The sequence below is a fragment of the Ruegeria sp. BG10 genome (assembly GCF_056538575.1).
On sequence record NZ_JBQFTI010000001.1, the window covers coordinates 55,501 to 78,658 of the forward strand.

23 protein-coding genes are annotated in these 23,158 nt (G+C 61.2%); 8 read left to right on the plus strand and 15 right to left on the minus strand.

Annotated features, from left to right (window positions below; all coding sequences use genetic code 11):
* Positions 1 to 12: 12 nt before the first annotated feature.
* From ACR0D8_RS00275 to ACR0D8_RS00340, 14 genes are all read right to left on the minus strand, one after another.
* Positions 13 to 2,190, minus strand: coding sequence for a 4Fe-4S binding protein (locus ACR0D8_RS00275; RefSeq protein ID WP_480643858.1), 2,178 nt, complete (start codon positions 2,188 to 2,190; stop codon positions 13 to 15).
* Positions 2,181 to 2,645, minus strand: coding sequence for a DUF2946 family protein (locus ACR0D8_RS00280; protein WP_480643859.1), 465 nt, complete (start codon positions 2,643 to 2,645; stop codon positions 2,181 to 2,183). The genes ACR0D8_RS00275 and ACR0D8_RS00280 overlap by 10 nt, the downstream gene beginning before the upstream one ends.
* Before the next feature lie 90 nt (positions 2,646 to 2,735).
* Positions 2,736 to 2,942: a hypothetical protein gene (locus ACR0D8_RS00285; protein WP_480643861.1), complete on the minus strand. Its 207-nt coding sequence runs from the start codon at positions 2,940 to 2,942 to the stop codon at positions 2,736 to 2,738.
* Between the two features lie 13 nt (positions 2,943 to 2,955).
* Positions 2,956 to 4,509 (minus strand): cytochrome D1 domain-containing protein, encoded by a 1,554-nt coding sequence (locus tag ACR0D8_RS00290; RefSeq protein WP_480643862.1) that lies wholly within the window; start codon positions 4,507 to 4,509, stop codon positions 2,956 to 2,958.
* Positions 4,484 to 5,698, minus strand: a complete 1,215-nt coding sequence (gene nirJ, locus ACR0D8_RS00295) for a heme d1 biosynthesis radical SAM protein NirJ (protein WP_480643864.1) — start codon at positions 5,696 to 5,698, stop codon at positions 4,484 to 4,486. Before nirJ ends, ACR0D8_RS00290 begins: the two co-directional genes overlap by 26 nt.
* A 4-nt stretch (positions 5,699 to 5,702) precedes the next feature.
* Entirely contained in the window at positions 5,703 to 6,185 is a 483-nt protein-coding gene (ahbB, locus tag ACR0D8_RS00300; RefSeq protein ID WP_480643866.1) for a siroheme decarboxylase subunit beta, read from the minus strand.
* Positions 6,182 to 6,631, minus strand: a complete 450-nt coding sequence (locus ACR0D8_RS00305; protein WP_480643868.1) for an Lrp/AsnC family transcriptional regulator — start codon at positions 6,629 to 6,631, stop codon at positions 6,182 to 6,184. Before ACR0D8_RS00305 ends, ahbB (ACR0D8_RS00300) begins: the two co-directional genes overlap by 4 nt.
* Positions 6,628 to 7,617 carry a siroheme decarboxylase subunit beta gene (ahbB, locus tag ACR0D8_RS00310; protein ID WP_480643870.1) on the minus strand — a complete coding sequence of 330 codons (990 nt, stop codon included), beginning with the start codon at positions 7,615 to 7,617 and terminating at the stop codon, positions 6,628 to 6,630. Before ahbB (ACR0D8_RS00310) ends, ACR0D8_RS00305 begins: the two co-directional genes overlap by 4 nt.
* 3 nt (positions 7,618 to 7,620) lie before the next feature.
* Positions 7,621 to 8,766 (minus strand): cytochrome D1 domain-containing protein, encoded by a 1,146-nt coding sequence (locus tag ACR0D8_RS00315; RefSeq protein WP_480643871.1) that lies wholly within the window; start codon positions 8,764 to 8,766, stop codon positions 7,621 to 7,623.
* Positions 8,763 to 9,113 (minus strand): c-type cytochrome, encoded by a 351-nt coding sequence (locus ACR0D8_RS00320; RefSeq protein WP_480643873.1) that lies wholly within the window; start codon positions 9,111 to 9,113, stop codon positions 8,763 to 8,765. Before ACR0D8_RS00320 ends, ACR0D8_RS00315 begins: the two co-directional genes overlap by 4 nt.
* Positions 9,106 to 9,867 carry a uroporphyrinogen-III C-methyltransferase gene (gene cobA / locus ACR0D8_RS00325; protein ID WP_480643874.1) on the minus strand — a complete coding sequence of 254 codons (762 nt, stop codon included), beginning with the start codon at positions 9,865 to 9,867 and terminating at the stop codon, positions 9,106 to 9,108. Before cobA ends, ACR0D8_RS00320 begins: the two co-directional genes overlap by 8 nt.
* Before the next feature lie 201 nt (positions 9,868 to 10,068).
* Positions 10,069 to 10,470, minus strand: coding sequence for a cupredoxin domain-containing protein (locus ACR0D8_RS00330; RefSeq protein WP_475163250.1), 402 nt, complete (start codon positions 10,468 to 10,470; stop codon positions 10,069 to 10,071).
* Positions 10,471 to 10,524: 54 nt separating this feature from the next.
* A complete protein-coding gene (locus ACR0D8_RS00335) occupies positions 10,525 to 12,312 on the minus strand; it encodes a NapC/NirT family cytochrome c (RefSeq protein ID WP_480643876.1) in 1,788 nt (595 codons plus the stop codon).
* A gap of 123 nt (positions 12,313 to 12,435) precedes the next feature.
* Positions 12,436 to 14,112, minus strand: coding sequence for a cytochrome D1 domain-containing protein (locus tag ACR0D8_RS00340; RefSeq protein ID WP_480643877.1), 1,677 nt, complete (start codon positions 14,110 to 14,112; stop codon positions 12,436 to 12,438).
* 236 nt (positions 14,113 to 14,348) lie between these two features.
* On the opposite strand from ACR0D8_RS00340, the gene ACR0D8_RS00345 reads away from it, so the two are divergent.
* The 7 genes from ACR0D8_RS00345 to ACR0D8_RS00375 all read left to right on the plus strand — a co-directional run bounded on the left by ACR0D8_RS00345 (position 14,349) and on the right by ACR0D8_RS00375 (position 21,007).
* Complete coding sequence (locus ACR0D8_RS00345) at positions 14,349 to 15,530, plus strand: NnrS family protein (protein WP_480643878.1); 1,182 nt, start codon at positions 14,349 to 14,351, stop codon at positions 15,528 to 15,530.
* A 98-nt stretch (positions 15,531 to 15,628) separates the two neighbouring features.
* Positions 15,629 to 16,078 (plus strand): c-type cytochrome, encoded by a 450-nt coding sequence (locus ACR0D8_RS00350; protein ID WP_480643879.1) that lies wholly within the window; start codon positions 15,629 to 15,631, stop codon positions 16,076 to 16,078.
* 15 nt (positions 16,079 to 16,093) lie between these two features.
* Complete coding sequence (locus tag ACR0D8_RS00355; protein ID WP_475163238.1) at positions 16,094 to 17,461, plus strand: cbb3-type cytochrome c oxidase subunit I; 1,368 nt, start codon at positions 16,094 to 16,096, stop codon at positions 17,459 to 17,461.
* A 5-nt stretch (positions 17,462 to 17,466) separates the two neighbouring features.
* Positions 17,467 to 18,276 (plus strand): AAA family ATPase, encoded by an 810-nt coding sequence (locus ACR0D8_RS00360; protein ID WP_480643882.1) that lies wholly within the window; start codon positions 17,467 to 17,469, stop codon positions 18,274 to 18,276.
* 9 nt (positions 18,277 to 18,285) lie between these two features.
* The gene (locus tag ACR0D8_RS00365) at positions 18,286 to 20,208 is read left to right on the plus strand and encodes a nitric oxide reductase activation protein NorD (protein ID WP_480643883.1); all 1,923 of its coding nucleotides are present in this window, start codon (positions 18,286 to 18,288) and stop codon (positions 20,206 to 20,208) included.
* Positions 20,205 to 20,753: a cytochrome c oxidase subunit 3 gene (locus ACR0D8_RS00370; RefSeq protein ID WP_480643885.1), complete on the plus strand. Its 549-nt coding sequence runs from the start codon at positions 20,205 to 20,207 to the stop codon at positions 20,751 to 20,753. Before ACR0D8_RS00365 ends, ACR0D8_RS00370 begins: the two co-directional genes overlap by 4 nt.
* Before the next feature lie 5 nt (positions 20,754 to 20,758).
* The gene (locus ACR0D8_RS00375; protein ID WP_480643887.1) at positions 20,759 to 21,007 is read left to right on the plus strand and encodes a nitric oxide reductase F protein; all 249 of its coding nucleotides are present in this window, start codon (positions 20,759 to 20,761) and stop codon (positions 21,005 to 21,007) included.
* 56 nt (positions 21,008 to 21,063) lie between these two features.
* Here the strand turns inward: ACR0D8_RS00375 and hemA are convergent, their stop codons facing one another.
* Entirely contained in the window at positions 21,064 to 22,287 is a 1,224-nt protein-coding gene (gene hemA, locus ACR0D8_RS00380) for a 5-aminolevulinate synthase (protein ID WP_480643889.1), read from the minus strand.
* 176 nt (positions 22,288 to 22,463) lie between these two features.
* Here hemA and ACR0D8_RS00385 point away from each other — a divergent pair, with 176 nt between their 5' ends.
* Positions 22,464 to 23,156, plus strand: a complete 693-nt coding sequence (locus ACR0D8_RS00385) for a Crp/Fnr family transcriptional regulator (RefSeq protein WP_475163225.1) — start codon at positions 22,464 to 22,466, stop codon at positions 23,154 to 23,156.
* The last annotated feature ends 2 nt before the right edge of the window (positions 23,157 to 23,158 follow it).

Below are 23,158 nucleotides of genomic sequence, written 5' to 3' on the forward strand. Positions count from 1 at the left end.
CGTTCCTCCTTTTTAGGAAACGGTTTGCGGTTTGGCGTTCGGATGGTTCGCCGGTGGCTGTCCGAGAGGGGTCTTCATCTGGACCGACCCCGTCTTGGCCCGCCGTTTCAACTGGCGGATGACGACGGGACATTTCGTCTCGGACTGGTAGAGCACCTGACAATGCAGGCAGGTGACGCACTCGTTCGGATTGATCTCACCAGTGGGGTGGATCGCCTGAACGGGGCATTCGTTGGCGCAGGTCTGACAGGGGCTGCCACAATCGGGATAGCGGCGCAGCCAGTCGAACATGCGGATGCGGGCGGGGATGGCCAGCGCTCCGCCCAGCGGGCAGAGATAGCGGCAATAGAACCGTTCGATGAACAGCCCGATCCCCAGCAGGGTCAGCGCAAAGACCACAAACGGCCAGTCGCGCATGAATTTCAGGATGATCGCGGTCTTGAACGGCTCGACCTCGGCATATTTCTCGGCCAACGGGATCGAGACAAAGCTGAGGCCGAAGAGACCCAGGAAGATCATGTATTTCGCGGGCCAAAGCCGCTCGTTCAGACCCCAGGGCAGCGTCCATTGCGGCACTTTCAATGCTCGCGCGATCTTGTTGGTCAGCTCTTGCAGCGCGCCAAATGGGCAGAGCCAGCCGCAATAGGCACCCCGGCCCCAGAACAGCAGCGCGGCGGCGACCGCAAACCATTGAATGAAGACCAGCGGGTCCAGCAGGAAGGCATCCCAGCTAAACCCGGTGCGCAGGCTGCCGGCCAGTGCCATCAGGTTCACGACGCTGAGTTGCGCGTTGGCGTACCAGCCGATGAAGAACAGGGTCATCGTCAGGTATCCGATGCGGAACCAGTAGAAGACCCGCGCGTTCATCGTGGCGTGGAACTGGAAGAAGAACGTTGCCGTCAGTACCAGCAGCATGACGCCCAGAACACCGATTTCCACCGTGCGATCTTTCCAGATGCGCTGCCACAGCGCGGCCTTGGCGGCGGCTTCACCGGTAGCATCGTCAACCACAGTAGGGGCGGCAACCGGCAGCAGGTACTGTTCGGGCAGTCTGTAGCCCAGATCGAAGGTCAGGAAGGTCTTCTGAACCGCGCCCACGGCGCGCTGCACCAGCAGTTGCAGGCGGAACGGCTCGGCCGGGTCGAACTCGGCCTCAGCGGGGATTTTGAAGATATCCAGCTCGGTAAAACTCGGCGCATCAGCGGCCGCAACCCTGCCAAGACGCTCTTGCTGCTTGTCAAAGAACCGGACCGAGCTGTCGCCCTGAATCAGTTGAATCCGGTCGAAGATCCCGCCGCGCACATAGCCAGAGCCCTTAAAGCTGTAGGCCCCGCGCCCCAGCACCAGAATGGCCTGTTCGCCCTCGTCCAGCCACTCGGTCAGGTTCTGATACTCAGCCTCGCCCAGAAGGGACTTGCCAATCGAGGGAACGGACACCAGCGCCATGTGCATGTCAATGAACGTGTCGTCCGGCTCGCCCGGTTCGGGGCGTTTGATGGTGCGCTTATCACCGGTGGCCTCAAAGGCGGCGTTGACCTGACCGACGTCCAGCGTCAGTCGCCGGATCGAGCCGTCACCCGACAGGGTGGTCCAGTCATAGATGGCGTTTTTAGCCATATCGACTTCGCGTTTCGGCCCGTCGGCCTGTAATGGCGACAGCCCACCTAAACCCAGCGCGCGGGCCACTTTGATACCTCCGCGCACAAGGCTGTCGTCGATCACCATGATCGTGACCGTTGCGCCCGAGATAATGTCAAGGTCATGCCCCTCACCCCCGGTCTCGGCCTCACGTTTGAGGTCCAGCCCGGCATAGCCTTCGGTCAGTTCGACCATGCGGGAATTTGGGATGCCGATCAGGACGATGGGTTCCGAGTGTTTGACCAGTTTCACGCCGGTCAGAACCGCATCGTCATCGATGGCCGCAACAACGTGAATGGGCTTGCCGGAATAGCCTGTCGTGCCGACAAAATCTGAGGTCAGGAAGGCCCAGGCGACAGGCTCGCCCCCTTTCAGAACAGGGGCAACGGGCACGTCGTCGCGCACCGGACCAAAGGCATCGGCACCGGGGACCAGATCTGCGGGTGCGATATCGGGCAGGAAGCTGGCGAGGCTGTCGGCACGGGCGCTGATCGCGATCAGGCAGGACAGGGTAAAGGCCAGCAGGAATTGGATTGCGCGACTTACGACCACGGCGCACCTCCGATAGTTTGGGTGGACACCATGGACACGCGCAGGGCGCGTTCGGTTCTGTATTCGGGCGCGGCCGGGGGGCCACGGGTTTCAGGCCAGAGCCAGCCGGAAAAGGTCGGCTCGGGCCGATCGCGCAATTCGGTCTGTGCAACACACACGAACGAGGGTTGCGCCAGTTCGGCCGGATCGGTCAATGGGCCGGCCGATGTTACGGCGCACAGGGCGCAGTCGGCACATTTCGGACAGGGTACGGTTGGGTCTTCGGTTCCCTCTTCGAGGTCCACCTGAACCCAGACCGCCCCTGCCTCCGAGCAGATCTCCACCCACATGCTTTGCCCGGGACTCGCCAGCGCCGGACCAAGCATTTGCAACAGCAGAAGAAGGATGCCCGCCAGTGCACACATGACGCGGGAGACGCGAACAGGGAGAGTGTGCAGAGGGTGTTGGGCGGGCATGGAGAATCCAACTCGGCAGTCTTTCCTGTGACCTACGGGATTCTCGCGGACGAAGACTTGACTTAGGTCAGGTTGCCGCGAAATTACCGCCTACTCATCAGCCTCGTCCATCAGGCCGCGCACCCACCGCCCGGCCAGCCACGAGGCCGGGATACCCAGCGGTATTGACCACAGGATTGCGGTGACCGGTTCGATCACGCCAAATCCGGCGCTGTTGGCAATCAGACCGGCCAGAAACAGGTTGATGGCCACGGTCAGTGCCGTGGCCGGGTACAGCAAAACCGCCAGCTTCCACACCTGCCATTTACTCTCAGTGGCTGGTGCCTTCCGAGAAGGTGATTTTGTTCCAGACATTGTATTTTCCCGAAGGTTTGCGCATCGGCAGGCGGCGGACCTCTTCCAGCGTCTGCGCGTCATAAACGATCACTGCGCCGTCATCCTCCCAGATCGAAACCAGCGCGTGACTGCCGTCCTTTGTGAATTCCACATGCGCGACGGTTTTGCCGGGGGCGGGGCGCAGAGTTTTCACGATTTCAAGGCTTTGCTTGTCGATCACATGCATCGCGTCCTTGTTCGGCCCAAAGAACACATCGGCCCAGACATAAGGCGAATTCTCATGGCTGCGCATGAAAAAGCCCGGCCCTTCGGTCTTGATCCGTTTGACCGTTTCCCAAGTTTCCATGTCGATCACCGACACGGTGCCATCGGTCAGATGCGGCGTGGCCATCACGGTTGTATCACCATGTTTCCACGTAATGCCTGACCCCAGATGCGGCATCCCCGGCAAGTCCAGATCGGCCACTTTCTGACCGATGACAAGGTCGATTACCTGACCCCCCTTGCCGTCTCGGGACGCGCCCATGACGTATTCATAGCTTTGGTCGAAAAAGAAATCGTCCAGATAGTCGGGCGTGGTTATCTTGCGCACCGGAAAGGGGTCGGGGTTCTTGAACTGTCCCTCGATGCGGAAATCGTGACCGATGCCGAATTGCGGCGGGTTGGCGCCGTAGAAAACCTCCCAGATTTCCGGGACGTCTTTCAGGGCCAGTACAAAGCTTTCGCGCGGTGGGGCCTGATAAACTGCGGACACACGGCTGGGATTACCCTTTTTGCTTTTGATGTCGATGACTTTGGCAACCGAGAGGTCCCCGGTCGACAGAAGGGTCAGGCTGTTGGGCAGGTAATTCGCCACCGCCACCCATTTGCCGTCACCTGACATGGCGATATTGCGGCTGTTTAGTCCCGCGCGCACGCGGCCTACCTGTTTCAGTGCCCAGATGTCGTATTTCTGGACCCAGCCATCGCGGGACATGATGAAAACATAGCGGCCATCGGGGCTGAACTTTGGCCCGCCATGCACGGCGAAGGGTGTCTCGAACCGGTCCAGAACCTCGAACGTATCACCGTCCAGAACGCTGACATGGTGATCGCCGGTCTCAACCGCCAGCGTGATGTTCATCGGGTCGCTGGGCCAGACAGGCGCGTCCACCGGCACGTAATCGTCGTCGAGAATACGGCTGGCCAAAATCTCGGCTTCACCCCATTCCGGATTGGTTTCCAGCGGAGATTTCAGCCAGCCGGCCAGTTCTTCGATCTGCAACGCATCGAGTTCCTGCGAAAACGCAGGCATTTGCGTCGCAATGCGGCCTTCGGCAATCACCGCGGCCACGCGAGGGCCGCGCATCCGTTTCAAAGTCTCGGGGATCAGGGCCGGGCCAACCCCGCCCAGGCGGTTTGCACCGTGGCAGGATGCGCAATGTTCTGCATAGTCCGATGGCGCGTCAGCCCAGGCGGTACCAGCCAGCAGCAGCGAACAGAATGTGCCGATTTTCAAAGTGTCAAAAGAACTGATGTGCCGGATCATGACGTTTCCCCCGGAACGGTGTCACCTGCAGGCGTTCGCCCGCATCCTCGACGCCGATTTCTTGATTAGAGAGGTAGCAGGCCGGGTCTTCGGCCCAGGGATCTCCGGTCAGTTGCAAGGCGCGGATGCGGGTATTGCCGCCACAGACGTCTTTCAGCTGACAGGCTCCGCAACGCCCCTTGAGCGGGCGCGGGCGGGTGCGCAGCATTGCGAGCATCGGATCATCGCTGGTCCAAAGCTCGGAAAACGGCTTGGTCGTCACATTGCCGACCGTGTAGTCCGACCAGTAGGTATCGGGGTGGACCCGGCCCAGGTTGTCGATATTGGCGACACCCAAACCGCTGGAGTTGCCGCCCCACGCCGCCAGGTGTTCACGCACATGGGCTTCTTTTTCGTCGTCGAAACGCGCGCGGACCCAGTTCAGGAAATACCCTGCATCGGCGTCATTGTTGCCGGTCACGATATCCAGCGGGCGCCCGCCCGAGGCGGCTTCCCACGCGCGTTCCAACAACAGATCCAGCCCCTTGCGGGTGCGCAGATGTTCGGCGTCCTCGCCCCGGTTCTTGTCGCCACGCCCGGCATAAACGAGGTGGGACAGATAGAACTTGTCGACGCCTTCGTCGTCGCACAGTTGCAGCAAGTCGGGCAGGTGGTGTTGCGTGCCTTCGGTCAGGCAGAACCGCAGACCAACCTTGATACCGCGTTTCTTGCATTCTCTCACGCCGCGCAGGGCATCGGCAAAGGCACCTTCGACACCCCGGAACCAGTCATTCGTGGCCCCGATCCCGTCCAGCGAGATACCGACATAGCTGAACCCTACATCGGCGATCATGTCGGCGGTTTCGTCGTAAATCCGTGTGCCGTTGGTCGACAGCGCCAGCATCGGCACCAGATCGCGGGCCCGCTTGGCAATATCAAAGAAATCGAACCGGTCCAGCGGTTCCCCACCCGAGAGGATCAGGGCCGGGACGCGAAATTGGCCCAGATCCTCAAGGGTTACCACGGCTTGCTCGTGACTGAGCTCGCCCGGGAACGCAACATCCGCCGAGACGGTGTAGCAATGGCGGCATTTCAGATTGCAGCGCCGCGTCAGGTTCCAGATCACCACCGGCTTTACAGGGCCGGGGCGGCGTTTGCGCACCGGGGTCGGATTGACCAGTTGGTGCATATATTCGGTCAGGCGGAACATGGTCTCAGCCTTTCGCTTTCAGGCGCAGCCCGGTCTTTTTCAGGATGCGCGTGGAATACAGGATGTCTTTGGCCCGACAGGCGTCGCCCAGAATGGCCGTGATTTCGGCGCGCTTTTCCTCGACCTCACCCCGGTCCGAGCCGTGGACCATGGCGAACAGGTTATAGGGCCAGCCGGGCAGGGCGCGGGGACGCTCATAGCAATGCGTCACAAAGGGCAGTGCCCCGATTTGTGCGCCCAGTTCGGCGATGCGGTCGTCATCGACATCCCAGACAGTCATGCCGTTGGCAGTCATGCCCAGCTTGTAATGGTTTGGCGCAGCAGCGATGCGGCGGATCACACCCCGCGATTTCAACCCGGCAAGGCGGTGCAACAGGGTGTCCTGATCCATGCCCAGAGTTTCGGCAACCTGCGCATAAGGCGCTGGCACAAGCGGTAATCCGCCCTGAAGCGCCTCAATGATCTGTCTGTCAGTGTTGTCGATCATGCCGCCACCCGGAAACCGATGAAAAATTCCTGCAATTTGGGGAAACGGAGGATTGCGATCCCCGTTTCCCGTTCGATGGCATCGGCGGTGGCCTCGATCCCCTCGGGCGTTTCTGTGGCCAGCACGAACCACATGTTCAGCCGGTGCGTACGCTCATAATTATGGGCAACCTCGGGGTGCGCATTGACTTTGGTCAGGACGGTTTCGAATTTCCCGGCCGGAACCGCCATGGCGCACAGGCAGAAGGCGCCCCCCATGGCGGCGGCGTCGAAAAACGGGCCAAAGCGCGTGATGACACGGCTGTCTTTCATCCGGGTCAGGCGATGCAGCAACTCGCTTTCTGAGATGCCAAGCTCATCAGCAACAGCGCCATAAGGATGGGGGGTCAGCGGCAGATCATCCTGCATCCGGTTCAGGATTGCGCGGTCAGTTGCATCCGGTGTCATGCGGCGGCCTCCTTTGGCTGGATCAGCGCGCCGGTCTGTTTGAAACAACGGGTCGAGAACAACACCTTGTGCTGTGCGCCGAACAATTCGGGCAGGGCTGCAGCGCCGGCAAGTACCTGCCGCGCCTCGTTGCGCGAACGTGCGTGTATCATCGAATACAGGCGATAGGGCCAGATATCCGCGATCGGACGGCGTTCGTAGCACAGCGTAACGCCGGGATAGGCGGCCAGCGCGGGCCCGGCCCGGTCCACCTGCTCGGGCGGCATGTCCCAGACCACCATCGCGTTGGCGGACCAACCAAGCGCGCGGTGCCGCACGATGACCCCCAGACGCGAGATGATGCCAGCGCCGTGCAGGACCTGAATCCGCACCATCACATCCTGCGGGTCGCGGTCCAGAGACCGGGCGAGCGCAGCATAGGGATCCGCAACCAAAGGCAGGCCCGAACTAAGCGCCTGCAGCAACGCGCGGTCGCCGTCCTGCATTGCGGAACGGTCGATCCGGCGCGGCTTGGGTATATTGTGGGCCTGGCCAGACATGCGAAAACCCAGATCAACGTTGAACGGGCGCACAAGGCGCAGGTCCAGAACCTGCAGGCCCGTCCGCTGTCCGATCCGGGCCAGCGTGTCGTCCACATGCGCACGGTCGGGGCCGGTGGCAACGAACCAGAGGTTCCAGTTGTCCTCGCGCTGATAATTGTGGTTCACACCCGGTTCGGCGTCGATCAGGGCCGCGACCTCTTCCACACGCGCATCCGGGGCGGCGACCGCGGCCAGAGTGCTGGCCGAAACTGCGCCGGGTGCAATTGTTGCGCCGACGCGGGTGATGCGACCCGTGGAGCGCATTCGGTTCAGGCGGTCCAGAACTTCGGCCTCGTCAAGACCCAGCGCGTCGGCCAGCGATTGAAAGGGGCGTTCGATGACAGGAAAGTCGCGCTGGAATTCATCCAGCAACCGGCGGTCAATCGGATCGGTAATATGGTCCATCTGTTACAGCCCCGTTCTGTGCGCCCGAGCGGTAAAGAAGATGCCGGATGGGCTGTCCGCTTCGATTTCGCGCAATTTTTCAAATGTTTGCGTGTCGTAAATCATAACCTTTCCGGCATCGCGCACGCTGATCCAGACCTCATGCCCACGGGGCGTGAACTCCATATGCAGTACGGCGGGGCCGGGTTTGAATTCGTGGATGACTTGTTTGGTCACTGAATCGATCACCTGAATCGTGTCGTTCAGCGGATGGGCGAAATTCACCCAGACCTGCCGCCCATCAGGTCGGGCCATGGCAAAGACCGGCTGGCCATGGGTTTTGGTGCGCCCGGTTTCGTGCAGCGCGTCGGCGTCGATCCACAGAACCTCGTGATGGCCGACGGCGGGCAGGACAAACTCGCGCCCGGTCAGCGCCCAGCCTTCAAGGTGAGGCATTTTGTAGACGGGCATCTCTTCTTGCCCACGGCCGTAATCGGGCAACACCCGGATCGGTTCAGGGCTGTCGGACCAAAGGTCCAGCGCGGTCAGACCGTCCTCGCCAAACAACCCGGTGATATAGGTGCGGCCATTGGCGGTGATCAACGCGTCATAGGGGTTTTTGCCCATGTCGGGAATTTTCGTGATCTCGGGCGCGCCCGCGGCGAAATCGGCAATCCAGGTTTCACCCGAGTCCCACATGGTGAACACGAACCTGCGGCCGGGCGCGTCGACCAGACCGATGGTTTTTCCGCCCGTGGGGATGTCTGCAACCATCTCAAGCGTTTCGGCATCGAACACCCGAACGCCGCCGGGTTCATAATTCGACACCGCAACCAGCTTGCCATCGTCCGAAATCGCGCCACCGATGGCGTTACCGGCCTGTACCACGCGCCCCGCGATCTGGCGGGTGACGATGTCCACCTTGGTCAGCCCGCCATCGCGCCCGAACACATAGGCAAAACGTTCATCCGGCGAATAAACCAGCGAGGCATGGGACAGATCGCCCAGCCCTTCGATCCGCGCCAGTGCCGCCCGGTCGGACTGGTCGATCAGCAGGACCGAGCCCGTGGCCCGTTCGATCACCAGCCCCAGATCCCCGGTTGCGGTAGGTTCAGCGCTAGCCGTTGTCATCATCAATGCGGCCGCAAGGCCAAGAACGATCTGTTTCATTTTGCCTCCTGTTCCAGCAGGTAACGGGCAATCCACTCGGCCTCTTCTTCGCTGATCAGCGGTCGCCACGGGGGCATCGCCGTGTCGGGAATGCCGTCGAGGATCACACCGGTCAGGATGTCAGGGTCGTAATGCTGCAGGGATTGCGATCGCAAATCCGGGCCAAGCCCGCCCTTCAGCGAGAGCCCGTGGCAGGAACCGCAGTCCTGATGCACAAGGCGTTTCAGGGCACCGGGGTCGATGGCGTCTGCGGCAAAGGCCGACGTGGCCACCAGCACGGCGGTTGTCAGAACCGCATGCACGGTCCAGCCCGGCCGCCCACTGTATGTGTGTGTGACGCTAGCCATGCGCCTGCTCCAAAAGTTCTGCAACAGGCCGTTCTGCGTAGAGCGAGACGACCTGCCCGATGATGAATAATGTGGGTGCCTTCAACCCGGCCTCGCGCACATCGGCCGCCAGTTGGTCGAGCCGTGAGACAACCCGCCGCTCGTCCGGTGTGGTGGCGTTTCCGACCGCCAGTACCGGGGTCGCGCCGGGCAGGTTCTCGGTCATCAGCCCCATGGCGATCTGGCCGATATTGGCCACGCCCATATAGACCACGAGGGTCGACTCCGGGTCGGCCAGACGCTTCCAGTCCAGATCCAGAACCTTGTCGGCCTGACGATGGCCGGTGACATATTGGACCGATGTCGCGAGTCCGCGATGGGTCAGCGGCACGCCGGTGGAACAGGATGCGCCTTGCGCGGCGGTGATCCCCGGCGCGTATTCGACGGCGATTCCCCGATCCGTCAGATAGGCGGCTTCTTCCGAGCCGCGGCCAAAGATCATCGGATCGCCACCTTTAAGACGCGCCACGGTGTGACCGGCGCATGCCTCTTCCAGTAAAATCTCGTTGATCCGGTCCTGCGGAACGGTGTGGCATTTCGGAGCCTTGCCAACCGGGATCAGCCGCGCGTTTTCCGCATGCATGGCGAGGATGTCATCCGAGACCAGCCGGTCATAAACCACCACATCGGCTTCCTGCAGCATGCGCAGGGCGCGCAGGGTCATCAGCTCGGGGTCGCCGGGGCCGGCACCAATCAGGAAAACCTTACCGCTCATCTTGCAAACTCGCTTGTTCTGAATGCTTTCGGAACCCGGGCCCGCGGTACAAATCCGGCGCGATTACAGGACGTTGCTGGGTGAACCGGGCGTGTCATGGGGGCAGGTTGGCGCAATCGCAAATCAACCTCCTTGACATAAGTTAAGGAGCGCGGGATTTGCCCCGCGCCCCTTTGTCCTGCCTGTATGTCCTGCCCCGGCTCAGGGTTCGACGGTGATCATTCCGATCATGTTCTGCGTTTCCCAATGCGGCCCGCACAGATAGTCCTGCGGACCGGGTGTAAGGAAGGTCAGATCAACCGTTTCTTCGGGGAACAGCCGGTCGCTTTCGGGTTCGCTGCCGTCTTTCAACAGGACCGAATGGCTGGTGCGTTTGTCGACATTTACCCAGCGGACCGTAGTGCCGGCCTTCACGGTCAGCTCGAACGGGCAGAAATTGTATTTGTACATGAGCACCACTTCGGCGTCCTCTACGGCCGAGGATGGCTGACCGAACAGCTCGACATAACGTGCCTCGGCTTCGGCGCAAATCTCGGCGGCATCATCTGCCCATGCCGGGGCTGCCAGTAAAAGCAGGACAGGAAGAAGGCGGTGGGGTTTCATCGTCCAAATCTCCGTTCCGAAAAGGGTGAGGGCCGGATCATCCGGCCCCCTCCGTTACTGTTTCACCACGTTGATAAAGGCCGCGTCGTCATCCAGCGCCAGGCTGGTGTCCAGCGTCACATGGTGGAACCGCGCGGCGGCAAAGTCGTCGTGGATGGCGAAGCCGACGGTGTAGGTTCGGCCCGGCTCCAACGGCACATCACCGGGCGCGCCGGAGTTCAGTGGCCGGGTAAAGACCACGGTCCACATACCGCCGGACAGGCTGGCCGAGGCGGCAATCTCACCGTCATTCACCACGCGCTGTTCCAGCAGATAGCCGTTGGTGGCGCTGCCATCGGCATAGACGCGCATCAGGTCCAGATAGGTGCCGTCGGCCAGGTACTGCTCGATCTGCTCGGCAGCCTGCAGCTTGTCCCAGCCACCCAGCGGCTTACCGCGGCGACCACGGGTTTCAATCTCAGTACGGCTTTCACTGATATATTTGGTCACCGTGTCCTGAGCTGCCATGCGGCCGGTGAAATCGCCATTGGCGGCAATCGCGTCGGCGCCCGGATCAAAGGGCATATAGCTGTTGTCGGCGTGGCACGAAGCCCAGCAGCCCACCTGATCACCCATCTCGATCCCGGTGCCGGTGATCATCATGGCAACCTTGATCTGGTTGTCGGGGTCCATCTTGCCACCATCGACAAACGGGGCAGGGTTATGGCCCGCATCCGGCCATTGCAGACGGATGTACAGGTTCTCGTCATCATGCGCCGCCTGAACGGTTGCGTCGATGACACCGCGTTTGCCGGGGATCGGGGTGGGCTCAAGATCACCACCCGCAACGATCTTGTTGCCGATCGTGTCCAGTTCCTTGGCATGGCAGGTGGTGCATTGGTCGCCCCCCTTGGTCAGCGGACGGGCCCCGCCATGCAATTTACCGTTCTGGACCCACTCAAACGAAGCCTGCCCGGGGTAGAACAGTTTAAGATCGGCGCTGGCAACGGCGTTCCAATCGATATCCGCACCGACATCGCTGCCTCCGCCACCCGCAGGTGCGGCGGATTCTTCGCCAGCGGCCTTGGCACGTTCTTCAGCAACGGCGGCGTCAACAGCGGCCGCGATCTGGGCCTGCACGGCCTCTTGCTGAGCCGCGCGGGCGGCTTTCTCAGCTTCGGCCTCGGCGGCTTCCTTGGCTTCGATCCGTTCAAGGCTAGCCATGTATTCGGCCGGGATTTCACGGATAAAGGCCGGATTCGGGGCTTCGAGCTTTTCCAGGTACTCTTCGTCGGCCCGGTCACGCGCATCCGAGTGTGCAATCCCCTTGTGGCAGTCAATACAGGTCTGGCCAACCGTCATTGCGTTCAGGTGCTGCTGGCGCGCGCGGGGTTTCTGAAACTCGGGCATCATCGATTCGAAATCGTGGCAGTTGCGGCATTCACGCGAGTCGGTGGCTTTCATCCGTTCCCACTCGTTCATGGCCAGATGCACGCGCTTGGCTTCGAATTTCTCACGCGTGTTGATGGATCCGACCATCTTGCCATAGAGCTCTTTGGACGCCTTGATCTTGCGGATCATCTTGTGGGTCCAGTCCTTGGGCACGTGGCAATCGGAACAGACCGCGCCCACGCCGGACCGGTTCACGTCGTGGATCGTGCCGGTGTATTCCTCGAAGACGAAATCGCGCATCTCGTGGCACGAGATGCAGAATTCCTTGGTGTTGGTGGCTTCCATGGCGGTGTTGAATCCGCCCCAGAAGATGATGCCGCCTGCAAAGGCCGCGGCAATGCCGGCCACGGGCATTCCCCACAGGAAATACCGGCGCCAGATTGGTGGTTTTTTATCCGGTTCGGAGGTCATATCCGGGCTCCGTTTGGCTGTCTTGACTGGCGCGGCTTGTCAGGCCGGCGCGTTTGGCTGATGGGGAAAACGGGGAAAGGGCGGGCGAGGGGCCCGCCCTTTCCGAAGTTGGTGCAATTTGCGTCAGGTGACGTGGTTCGACCGGTTGTAGACGTTGAACTTGCCGGTCGGGGCAAACAGACCCTTCACGCGGCCGATCTCTTCCAGCGTCTTGGCGTCGAAGATCACGATCTCACCATTCGCCTCTTTCGAGGTCGAGCGGTTCCACTTGGAAACCCAGACCTCGGAACCGTCCTGGTTGAACTCGAAGTGGACGGCGACGTTGCCTTCCTCTTCGGTGATCTGGATCGTTTTCACGATCTCACCGGTTGCCTTGTCGATGACCTGCACCGATTGCTGAATCTCAGGCTCGGGGTGCTTGGTCTGGTCGGCCCAGATGTAATCCGATTCCGGGTGTGTCCGGATGAACAGACCGGGTCCGTCGGTTTCCACCTCATAGCAGACCTTCCAGGCGTCGTCCGGGCGACCTTCGGGGTCGTTGCCCCAAACGGTGACCGTGCCTTCACCCAGGTGGGTTGTACCGGCAACCGGGCCGCAATTCGGGTCATCCCAGTTGGCGCCCGGGCCGGGGTGCGGCAGCGGCGCGGTGTCGATCAGAGCTTCCAGCTTATGGGTCTCGGTATCGACCACGACCATCTTGTTCGACGCGTTTGCGGCGATCTGGAAGTAGCGGCCGGTCGGATCGAAGAACCCGTCATGCAGGAATTTGGCGCTGTCGATCTTGTCGATCCGCAGGTTGTCCAGGTCGGAATAGTCCACCTGCCAGAGCTGACCCAGTTCCTTGACGGCCACGATCCAAGTGGGTTCGTTCGGGGTGGTGTAGATGGCGGCCACGCGGGCCTCCTCCACATAGTCCCCATCCACATTGTAGCCCCGGGTCGAGACGACCTTTTTCGGCTCCATGGTTTCGGCGTCGACGATGGCGAAATGCGGCGGCCAATAGGCCCCACCAATCACGTATTTGCCGTCACCCGATACGGCCACATCGCGGGCGTCATAGCCAATGGTGACCTCGGCAACCAGCATGTTCTCGGGGTCCTGCCACAGGTCGATCTTGGTCATCTTGCCGTCACGGCCCATGGTGTACCAGAAGCGGCCCGGGTTTTCCGGCTCTTCCAGCTTGTGGTGCTCGGACGCTTTCAGAACGTGCACGGCGTAGCCTGTCGGGATATGCGCCAGCACTTCCTTGGTGTCGCCGTCGATCACGGCCACCTTGCCCACGTCACGCTCGATGACCACGAAGAAGTTTTCCCAGTTGCGGCCATGCAGCGGCTCGGTCGGGTAATCTTCGGGTTCGACATAGACCTTGCGGGTCGCCATCATCTGCTCAAGCGACATTTCCGGCGGTGTCGGCGGTTCCATCTGGATGTAGGTCGCCATATCGCGGATCTCGTCCTCGGACATCACGTCCGAGAAGTTGTTCATCCCGCCTTCGGTCCCCCAGGCGATAATTTTTTCAAGCCGTTCCTGTCCCAGTTTCAGAGTGCCGGACTCGGTTACGGTTCCATCGGCATTCTTGGTTTCCACCAAGGGTTCAAGGCTTTTGCCGGTCGCCCCTTTGCGCAGCACACCGTGACAGCCGGCGCAGCGTTCAAAGTACAGTTGTTTCGAGGATTCAAAGGCTTCCTTGCTGAGGGTTGGCTCTTCGGCGAGGGCTGGTGCGGCGACGCTGCCCAGCAACATCGCCAAACCGACCCCAAAGGCGCGGCCGGTTTTGTTGTAGCTGATTCCAAGTGACATGATCACTCTCCATTTGCGTGGTGAGGCACTTGCGAGGGTGAGACATCGCCGCGGGATGCTCCTTGACCAAAGTCAACACAGGGGGTGCAAATCGCGGCACGGGCGGGAAAAAAAACGCTGAAAAACCGGGCGGAAAATCTGTGTTTCAGGGTCATATTTTCCAGTCGGTTTGATTTTGGTTAAGTCGCGGGCGCATCCGGGTTGCTAGGGCAGAGGAAACGGTAAGGAGAGCAGCCATGGCCGCAGTCATCACCCGGATTTTTGGTGAGGGGTTTCGTGTTTTCTTCCTGTCCGCGGGACTTTACGGCCTGTTTGTCGGGCTGGTCTGGGGGCTGTGGCTGACGGTGCCCTACATAACCCCGGATTATGGCATGGCACCGCCCATGTGGCATGCGCATGAGATGATCTTTGGGTATGCCACCGCCGCGCTGGGCGGGTTCTTTCTGACTGCCGTACCGAACTGGACCGGCGCGCCGGACGCGCGCGCGAGATTCATAGCTCTGGCCGCCGGTCTGTGGTTGGCGGGGCGGATGGCGATGTGGTTTTCGGGAATGTTGCCGCCGCTTCTGGTGGCTGTGATCGATCTAGCCTTTGTGCCGATTCTGGCCGCCAAGATTGCCACTCAACTGATCCGCCGCCCGAAACCGCAGAACATGATTTTCCTGTTGCTGCTGACATCCATTTGGGTTGCCGACCTGCTGACCCATTTGGAATGGATGGGGGTCACGGATGACACATTGCAGACGGGGCTGCGCGCCGGGCTGCTGACGCTTTGTGCGATGATCGCCATTCTGGGCGGGCGGATCACGCCGGCCTTTACCCGCAATGCCATGAAGCGCGCCGGAGTGCCCGAGGCGGATTGGCCTGTCTCAGTGGCCCCGCTGGACAAGGCGGGCATGGTTCTGGCCCTGGCCCTGCCGCTGATCATACTGGTTCTGGGAATGAACCCGGCCGCCGGGATGGCGGCGCTGATACTGGGCATTCTGCAGGTTCTGCGCATGGCCCGCTGGCGCGCGCGCTGGGCGTTGCGGCAGCCGATCCTGCTCGCGCTGCATCTGGGTCTGGGCATGCTGGCGCTGGGCCTGGTTCTGTGGGGGCTGGCGGTGGTCGGCTATGGCAACGAGGTCGCCGCCCTGCATGTTCTGGGTATTGGCTGCGTGGGCGGTATGACCCTTGCGGTTATGAGCCGCGCCGCGCTCGGTCACAGCGGCCGCGCGCTGGTGGCGCCGGGGCCGATGGTCGTGGCTTATGGGCTGATGGCCATTGCAGCCCTGTCGCGCTGGATCGGCGCGGACCTGAACGCGGGCTATCTGGTGGCGATGCTGGTGTCGGATGGTCTGTGGATTGGCGCCTTTGCCCTCTATCTGATCGCCATGTGGCCCGCGCTGACCGGACCGCGGGCACCCCGCGCCGGGTGAAATGACTTCGCTTGGCCCGTCTTGACTTTCGTTAAGGCAGTGCCGCGCAGCGGCCGCCATGCTGACCCGGCAAGCTAATCTGCGCAAAGGAGAGCGCAATGCGAGAAGTCATGACCAAGAGCATGGCTCGCAACATTTTTTATGGCGGGTCACTGTTCTTTATCCTCATATTCCTGGCCCTGTCGGCCCATTCCCACCTGTATATCGTGAATTCCGAAAATGCGGCGAAACTCGATGACAGCGTGGTGCGGGGCAAACACGTCTGGGAAAAACACGCCTGTATCAACTGCCATACGATTCTGGGTGAAGGCGCATACTTTGCTCCCGAAGTCGGCAACGTGATGACCCGTTGGGGCGTGCTGGACGACCCGGAATCCGCCTACGAAGCCCTCAAGGGCTGGATGGAGGCGCAACCGACCGGCATTCCCGGTCGCCGGCAGATGCCCAATTTCAACCTCAGCGACGAAGAAATCCGCGACCTGACCAACTTTCTGATCTGGACGGACAATATCGACGCTCAGGACTGGCCGCCCAACGAGGCGGGCTGAGAAGGGAACGGAGCAATGAAATACGAATCCCAAAAAATCGCCTATGCCTACTTTGCGGTAGCTATGGCGCTGTTCGCGATCCAGGTGCTGGGCGGTCTGCTGGCAGGCTGGATCTATGTGTCCCCCAATTTCGTCAGCGAACTGCTGCCGTTCAATATCGTGCGGATGCTGCACACCAATGCGCTGATCGTCTGGCTGATCCTTGGCTTCTTCGGCGCCGCGTACTTCCTGATCCCGGAAGAGGCCGAGCGCGAGATCCACTCGACCAAGCTGGCCTATCTGCAGCTGATCATTCTCGTGGTCGGCACGCTCGGCGTGGTGCTGACCTACACGTTCAACCTGTTTGAAGGGAACTGGTTGCTGGGCAAGGAGGGGCGCGAGTTTCTTGAGCAGCCGAAATGGGTCAAGGCGGGCATCGTCGTGGCCGCACTGATCTTCCTCTACAACGTGTCGATGACCGTTCTGAAGGGTAAGAAAACCGCCATCACCAACATCCTGCTGTTGGGTCTGTGGGGTCTGGCATTGCTGTTCCTGTTCGCCTTTTACAACCCGGGCAACCTGTCTTTGGACAAGCAATACTGGTGGTATGTCGTCCACCTGTGGGTCGAAGGCGTGTGGGAACTGATCATGGCCTCGATCCTGGCCTACCTGATGCTGAAGCTGACGGGCGTGGACCGTGAGGTCGTCGAGAAGTGGCTTTATGTCATCGTCGCCGCCGCGCTGTTCTCAGGTATCCTTGGCACGGGTCACCACTACTACTGGATCGGTACGCCTGCGTACTGGCAGTGGATCGGGTCCATCTTCTCAAGCCTCGAAGTGATCCCGTTCTTTGCGATGATGGCCTTTGCCTTCGTCATGGTCTGGAAGGGCCGCCGGGACCACCCCAACAAAGCGGCGCTGCTGTGGTCGCTGGGCTGTGCCACGCTCGCCTTCTTTGGTGCCGGTGTCTGGGGCTTTCTGCATACGCTGCACGGGGTGAACTACTATACCCACGGTACGCAGATCACTGCAGCCCACGGCCACCTGGCTTTCTACGGTGCCTATGTCTGCCTCAACCTGGCGATCTTCACCTATGCCATGCCGATCCTGAAAAACCGTGACCCGTATAATCAGGTTCTGAACATGGGGTCGTTCTGGCTGATGACCAGCGGTATGGTCTTCATGACCTTCGTGCTGACCTTCGGCGGCACCGTGCAGACGCATATGCAACGTGTGGTCGGTGACTACTTCATGGATGTGCAGGACCAGATCGCTATCTTCTACTGGATGCGCTTCGGCTCTGGTCTGGTTGTGGTCATCGGTGCGCTGCTGTTCATCTACTCGATCTGGGTACCCCGGAAAGAAATCATCGAACCGGGCGCAGCTGAAACCCCCGCGGAGTGATGGAAATGGACGGCTCTTTACAACTGGGAACGGGGGCGGCAAGCGCCCCCTTCTACCTGCCTCAGGGCGACGAATGCGACGTGTTTGCCGCCGCTTATACCAACAACCTGCCGGTCCTGCTGAAAGGGCCGACAGGCTGCGGCAAGACCCGTTTTGTGGCCCATATGGCCGCCAGCCTCGGTCGGCCGCTTTACACTGTGGCCTGCCATGACGATCTGGCGGCCGCTGACCTGATCGGGCGTTACCTGCTGAAAGGCGGCGAGACCGTCTGGGTCGACGGGCCGCTGACCCGCGCAGTCCGCGAGGGCGCGATCTGCTATCTGGATGAGGTGGTCGAAGCCCGCAAGGATGTCACCGTCGTGCTGCACCCGCTGACCGACGACCGGCGCATCCTGCCCATCGACCGCACCGGCGAAGAGCTCGAGGCCGCCCCCGGCTTCATGCTGGTCGCCTCCTATAACCCCGGATACCAGAATATCCTGAAAACCCTGAAACCCTCGACCCGTCAGCGCTTTATCTCGCTGGAATTCGACTTCCCGTCGCCCGAGATGGAGGCAGAAGTCGTCGCGCAGGAAAGCGGGTTGGCGCTGGAGCGTTGTAAGCCGCTGATCCGGTTGGCGAACAAGCTGCGCGGGCTCAAGGGTCAGGATCTTGAGGAAGGCGTTTCCACCCGTCTGGTCGTCTATGCCGCGACGCTGATAGCACAGGGCATGTCCACCGACCGCGCCATCCTTGCCGCGATGATCGAACCTCTGACCGATGACGAGGATATCAAACGCGGGCTCCTCGATCTTGTCACGGCTGTCTTTGGGTGAGGCCGGCCGATGGTCAGGATCGATTTTGAGCCATGGGAACCCGAAGAAACGATCGGGAAACTGTGGCACACCCTTGCCAGCCGCCTCGATGCACCTCAGGTGCACGATGGAGCCGCGGTCGACCTCTCGCAGGTCGCGGGGCGGCTGGCCGTCCTCTTTCGGGGGCTTGGGGGTAGTCCGGGCGTTGAATTGCGCCCGGTCTCACCCGAGGTCTCGCGCCACCGCCTAAGCTGGCGCCGACGGCTGGGGGCCGAAGCGGAACTGATGCCGCGCGCGTCCTTTGACGGCGAGGTATTGCGCCTACCCGACCGGCTTGCGGTCTTTCCCGCGCGTGAGGCCAACGCCGCGCTTTATGTCTGGCTGGCGGCTATTGCGGCCCATGCCGGAACGCGAATTGATGAGTCCGATCCGCTGCGCGCTGATCTGCTGGCGCTGAACGCGGCACAAAAGATGGTGGCCGCGACGCTCGACAATGCCCCCGGCCTGCGCCCGCTTTATACAGAGCTTTGCAAGGGCGTGCTGCATCAGCGCGACATTCCCGGCCTGCCACCTGCCGAGGCAGCGGTAGAGGAACTGATCCGCCATGTGCTGGGCGATCCCGCGCCCCTGTCGCCAAAAGCAGAAGAGATGCGCGCGATGGACGCGCCCCTTTCCGCGCCACGCGGTTACCAGCCATTCCGCCCGGTGCCGCTGTGGCCGGAATTGCGGGCCGTCGGCTTTTCCGAACATAACGAAGTCGAAAACCCCGATACCGAAGGTCCACCTGAAGAATCCGGAGAGAAAACTCACCGCGCCCGCCGCCGAAAATCGGATCAGGCCACGCGCAGTGACAGTTTCATCCTGCATAAATTCGAGGCGATCCTAAGCTGGGCCGAGTTCCTGAATATCAATCGGCGCATCGACGATGACGATTCCGACAATGCGAAAAAGGCCGCCGACGATCAGGACGAGATCGGGTTGGGGCAGATCTCCAAGGCACCGCCGACCAAGCTGAAACTGCATCTGGACCTCGCCCCCGAGGATGTAAATCGCGAGCGTTTGTCCGGCCGTATCCTCTATCCTGAATGGGACGTGCGGACTGGTCGGTACCTGCCGGACCACGTCAATGTTCTGTTGTCAGATGCCGACATCCGCGAGGATGCCGCCGCGTTCGGCAAAGACCCGGCCACCGCCCGCCGCATCCGCGCCGTCAAACGGCAGTTCGAGGCCCTGCGCCCGGGGCGCGTGATGACCCGAGGCCATCTGGACGGTGATCAACTGGACATCGAGGCCGCCGTTCGCGCCGAAACCGAACGTCGTGCCTGTGGCGAAGGCAACGAACGCATCTGGCAGCAATCCCGGCCCGAGGCACGCGATCTGGCGGTGTCGATCCTGCTGGATGTCAGCCGCTCGACCGAAAGCGCGGTGACAGGTCGCGCGGTGATTGACATTGAGCGTGAGGCGCTTGCCGCGCTTGCCTGGGGTCTGAATGCCTGCGGCGACGATTTTGCCATCCACGCGTTCAGTTCGCTGAAACGCCAGCGCGTCTATGTGCAGCGGTGCAAACGGTTTGATGAGCCGATGGGCACCACAGTCGAACAGCGCATCGCCTCGTTGCGGCCCGGCCACTACACACGGTTGGGTGCGGCCATTCGGCATTGCTCGGCCGATCTGGCGGAGCAGTCGCGCAAGCGTCGCCTGCTGCTGGTTATCACAGATGGCAAGCCCAACGATCTGGACCATTACGAAGGTCGCCACGGTATCGAAGACACGTGCATGGCCGTCCGCGAAGCGCGTCGCGCCGGGCAATCGGTCTTTGGTGTCACCATCGACAAAACCGGTAAAAGCTGGTTCCCGCGTATGTTCGGGCAGGGCGGTTTTGCGGTGATCCCTGACCCGCACCGCCTGACGATGGCTTTGCCGCAAATCTATCGCCAACTGGTCGGCGCATGAGCGATGCTTCTCTGATCGACGAGCTTCCGGGCGAGTTGCTGATGTGGGTTCTGATAGTCTCGGAACTGCTGGTGTTCGGCGCTGGGATGATCGCCTTTATGGGCGTGCGTCTGACCGACCCGGCGGGTTTTGCCGAGGCGCAGTCACATCTGCACCGTACCGGCGCTGCGCTGAACACCGCGGTTCTCGTCTCATCGGGCTATCTGGCCGCACAGGCGCTGCGCTGGCGGCACGCGGCTCGTGTGGGCGCGGCGCGTCTGGCGCTGATCGCGGCGGCCGCGCTGGGTGTGGTGTTTCTGATCATCAAGGGCGTGGAATATGCCGACAAGGCAGCTCAGGGGATCAGCTATGAAACGCACCCGTTTTTCCTGTTCTACTATCTACTGACGGGTTTTCACGCGGCCCATGTTCTGGCCGGGGTCGGCATTCTGTTACTGGTGTCCTGGCGGGATGACGCACGCAATATCGAGGCGGGCGCGCAGTTCTGGCACATGGTCGACCTAGTCTGGATCATGCTGTTTCCGGTGATCTATCTGTTGGGATGAGGGCGATGGGGGACAACACTCTGACATGGGCCTGGCTTGCCCTTTTGGGGCTAAGTGTCGGCTCAGCGGTACTGACCTTGCTGCCGGTGCCGGCTGCGGTCATGGGGGGTGGCATTCTGTTGCTTGCGCTGATCAAGACGCACGTAATCCTTGCGCAATATCTGGACCTTGCTAGAAGCCCAGCCTGGTTGCGCGGATTCACCATGGTTCTAACCGGGTATTCGGTGCTGATCTTTGCCCTCTACCTCGTTTGAAGCAGAAAAAAGCCGCCCGATCTGGGCGGCAGTTTTTCAAGCAAGGAGCGCTTTGTTTACTGGGCAGCCATCGGCATCCGCGCGATCTGGCACCGTTGCCATAGGGCTGACAGCGCGCCGACCAGATGGTCGATATCTTCGTCCGTATGCACCGGAGAAGGCGTGATCCGCAGACGCTCGGTTCCTTTGGGGACAGTGGGGTAGTTGATCGGCTGGATGTAGATACCGAATTCCTCAAGCAGCGTGTCCGAGATGAATTTGCATTTCACCGGGTCGCCCACCATCACCGGGATGATGTGGCTGGGGTTGGGCAGATGCGGGATGCCTTCAGCGTCCAGTCGGGCACGTACCTGTGCCACACGGGTCTTTTGCAGATCACGCTCGGTGTTGGACTGTTTTAGATGCCGGATCGAGGCGGCGGCCCCTGCCGCGATCGAGGGCGGCAGTGCCGTGGTAAAGATGAAGCCGCTGGCAAAGCTGCGCACGAAATCGCACAGCGCGGCGGACGCTGCGATATATCCGCCGACAACGCCAAAGGCCTTACCCAGCGTGCCTTCGATGACGGTCAGCCGGTCCATCAGCCCTTCGCGTTCGGCAATCCCGCCGCCACGCGGGCCATAAAGGCCAACGGCGTGGACCTCATCCAGATAGGTCATGGCGCCATATTTGTCCGCCAGATCGCAGATTTCCTTGATCGGGGCGATATCGCCATCCATCGAATAGACCGATTCAAAGGCGATCATCTTAGGGGCATCGGGGTCGGCAGCGGCCAGTTTCGCCTCCAGATCCGCCAGATCGTTATGCTTCCAGATCACTTTTTGCGCCCGCGAATGCCGGATGCCTTCGATCATCGACGCATGGTTCAGCGCGTCCGAAAATACGATCAGGCCGGGGATTTTCGCGGCAAGCGTTCCCAGCGCCGCCCAGTTCGAAACATAGCCGGAGGTGAACAACAACGCAGCCTCTTTGTCGTGCAGATCGGCCAGTTCACCCTCAAGCAGAACATGGTCATGGGTGGTGCCCGAGATGTTGCGGGTACCGCCCGCGCCGGCACCGCAACGATCCAGCGCGTCATGCATGGCAGAGATTACGGCGGGGTGCTGCCCCATGCCCAGATAGTCGTTGGAACACCAGATCCGGACATCGCGCTGCACCGGCCCGTCGGTCTGACATGCGTTCGGGAATGATCCGCAGCGCCGTTGCAGGTCGATGAAAACGCGGTAATTTCCCTCGTCCTTCAATGCGTCCAGGCTCTGGGTGAAAAATCGCTCGTAGTCCATCTTTCTGGCTCCCCGGATTACTGGCTTTGGCAGAGATTAGGCGCGTGGGCGGGCGGGGGACATGACTATTGTCAAGTTGGCGCAGGAAAAGGCTGGTGCAGCGAAGGCAGCTTTGGCATAGGCTGGGCCCGAAGGATGTACCGGTCAGAACATGGACCGGGGAAGAGGGGACCTGAATGGCGCATGAGGCACAAAAAGCGATTGCCCGACAGTCGCTGTTGCTCAAGAGCTTGCCCGAACAGCATGTCGAAGAATTGCTGAGCCATGCCATCTGGCGGCAATACGACCGCGGGGAAACGATTTTCCTGCAAGAGGAAGAGGCCAAGGCCGTCCACGTGGTTCTGTCCGGGTGGGTCAAGCTGTTCCGCATGTCGCCGACCGGAGCCGAAGCCGTGGTCAGCGTCTTTACCCGCGGCGAAAGCTTTGGCGAAGCGGTGGCGTTGCGCAACGTCCCTTATCCGGTGTCGGCCGAGGCTGTTTCAGCCTGTGACCTGATGCATATTCCCAGCCCGGTTTTGCTGTCGCTGATGCGGCGCGACCCGGAAATCGGCGTGTCCATCCTTGCGGCCACATTCACGCATCTGCACTCTCTGGTTGCCCAGCTCGAACAGCTCAAGGCCCAGACCGGGGCGCAGCGGGTCGCAGAGTTTCTGCTGAACCTGTGCGACACGGAAACCGATGGCTGCGAGGTGGAACTGCCCTATGACAAGATGCTGATCGCCGGACGTCTGGGCATGAAACCCGAAAGCCTGAGCCGGGCCTTTTCCCGGCTGAAGTCGGTCGGCGTGAGGATCGACCGAAACCACGCCGAGATCTCGGATGTCGAAGGGCTGCGCGACTACGCCGAAAGCGACCCGTCGGAAAAGTGATA

What these genes read in the sequence shown, in the direction of transcription:
- ACR0D8_RS00280 (WP_480643859.1), bottom strand. Translation starts at nt 2,645, where the DNA reads ATGCCCGCCCAACACCCTCTGCACACTCTCCCTGTTCGCGTCTCCCGC.
- ACR0D8_RS00290 (WP_480643862.1), bottom strand. Translation starts at nt 4,509, where the DNA reads ATGATCCGGCACATCAGTTCTTTTGACACTTTGAAAATCGGCACATTC.
- nirJ (WP_480643864.1), bottom strand. Translation starts at nt 5,698, where the DNA reads ATGTTCCGCCTGACCGAATATATGCACCAACTGGTCAATCCGACCCCG.
- ahbB (WP_480643866.1), bottom strand. Translation starts at nt 6,185, where the DNA reads ATGATCGACAACACTGACAGACAGATCATTGAGGCGCTTCAGGGCGGA.
- ACR0D8_RS00305 (WP_480643868.1), bottom strand. Translation starts at nt 6,631, where the DNA reads ATGACACCGGATGCAACTGACCGCGCAATCCTGAACCGGATGCAGGAT.
- ahbB (WP_480643870.1), bottom strand. Translation starts at nt 7,617, where the DNA reads ATGGACCATATTACCGATCCGATTGACCGCCGGTTGCTGGATGAATTC.
- ACR0D8_RS00315 (WP_480643871.1), bottom strand. Translation starts at nt 8,766, where the DNA reads ATGAAACAGATCGTTCTTGGCCTTGCGGCCGCATTGATGATGACAACG.
- ACR0D8_RS00320 (WP_480643873.1), bottom strand. Translation starts at nt 9,113, where the DNA reads ATGGCTAGCGTCACACACACATACAGTGGGCGGCCGGGCTGGACCGTG.
- cobA (WP_480643874.1), bottom strand. Translation starts at nt 9,867, where the DNA reads ATGAGCGGTAAGGTTTTCCTGATTGGTGCCGGCCCCGGCGACCCCGAG.
- ACR0D8_RS00330 (WP_475163250.1), bottom strand. Translation starts at nt 10,470, where the DNA reads ATGAAACCCCACCGCCTTCTTCCTGTCCTGCTTTTACTGGCAGCCCCG.
- ACR0D8_RS00335 (WP_480643876.1), bottom strand. Translation starts at nt 12,312, where the DNA reads ATGACCTCCGAACCGGATAAAAAACCACCAATCTGGCGCCGGTATTTC.
- ACR0D8_RS00340 (WP_480643877.1), bottom strand. Translation starts at nt 14,112, where the DNA reads ATGTCACTTGGAATCAGCTACAACAAAACCGGCCGCGCCTTTGGGGTC.
- ACR0D8_RS00345 (WP_480643878.1), top strand. Translation starts at nt 14,349, where the DNA reads ATGGCCGCAGTCATCACCCGGATTTTTGGTGAGGGGTTTCGTGTTTTC.
- ACR0D8_RS00350 (WP_480643879.1), top strand. Translation starts at nt 15,629, where the DNA reads ATGCGAGAAGTCATGACCAAGAGCATGGCTCGCAACATTTTTTATGGC.
- ACR0D8_RS00355 (WP_475163238.1), top strand. Translation starts at nt 16,094, where the DNA reads ATGAAATACGAATCCCAAAAAATCGCCTATGCCTACTTTGCGGTAGCT.
- ACR0D8_RS00360 (WP_480643882.1), top strand. Translation starts at nt 17,467, where the DNA reads ATGGACGGCTCTTTACAACTGGGAACGGGGGCGGCAAGCGCCCCCTTC.
- ACR0D8_RS00365 (WP_480643883.1), top strand. Translation starts at nt 18,286, where the DNA reads ATGGTCAGGATCGATTTTGAGCCATGGGAACCCGAAGAAACGATCGGG.
- ACR0D8_RS00370 (WP_480643885.1), top strand. Translation starts at nt 20,205, where the DNA reads ATGAGCGATGCTTCTCTGATCGACGAGCTTCCGGGCGAGTTGCTGATG.
- ACR0D8_RS00375 (WP_480643887.1), top strand. Translation starts at nt 20,759, where the DNA reads ATGGGGGACAACACTCTGACATGGGCCTGGCTTGCCCTTTTGGGGCTA.
- hemA (WP_480643889.1), bottom strand. Translation starts at nt 22,287, where the DNA reads ATGGACTACGAGCGATTTTTCACCCAGAGCCTGGACGCATTGAAGGAC.
- ACR0D8_RS00385 (WP_475163225.1), top strand. Translation starts at nt 22,464, where the DNA reads ATGGCGCATGAGGCACAAAAAGCGATTGCCCGACAGTCGCTGTTGCTC.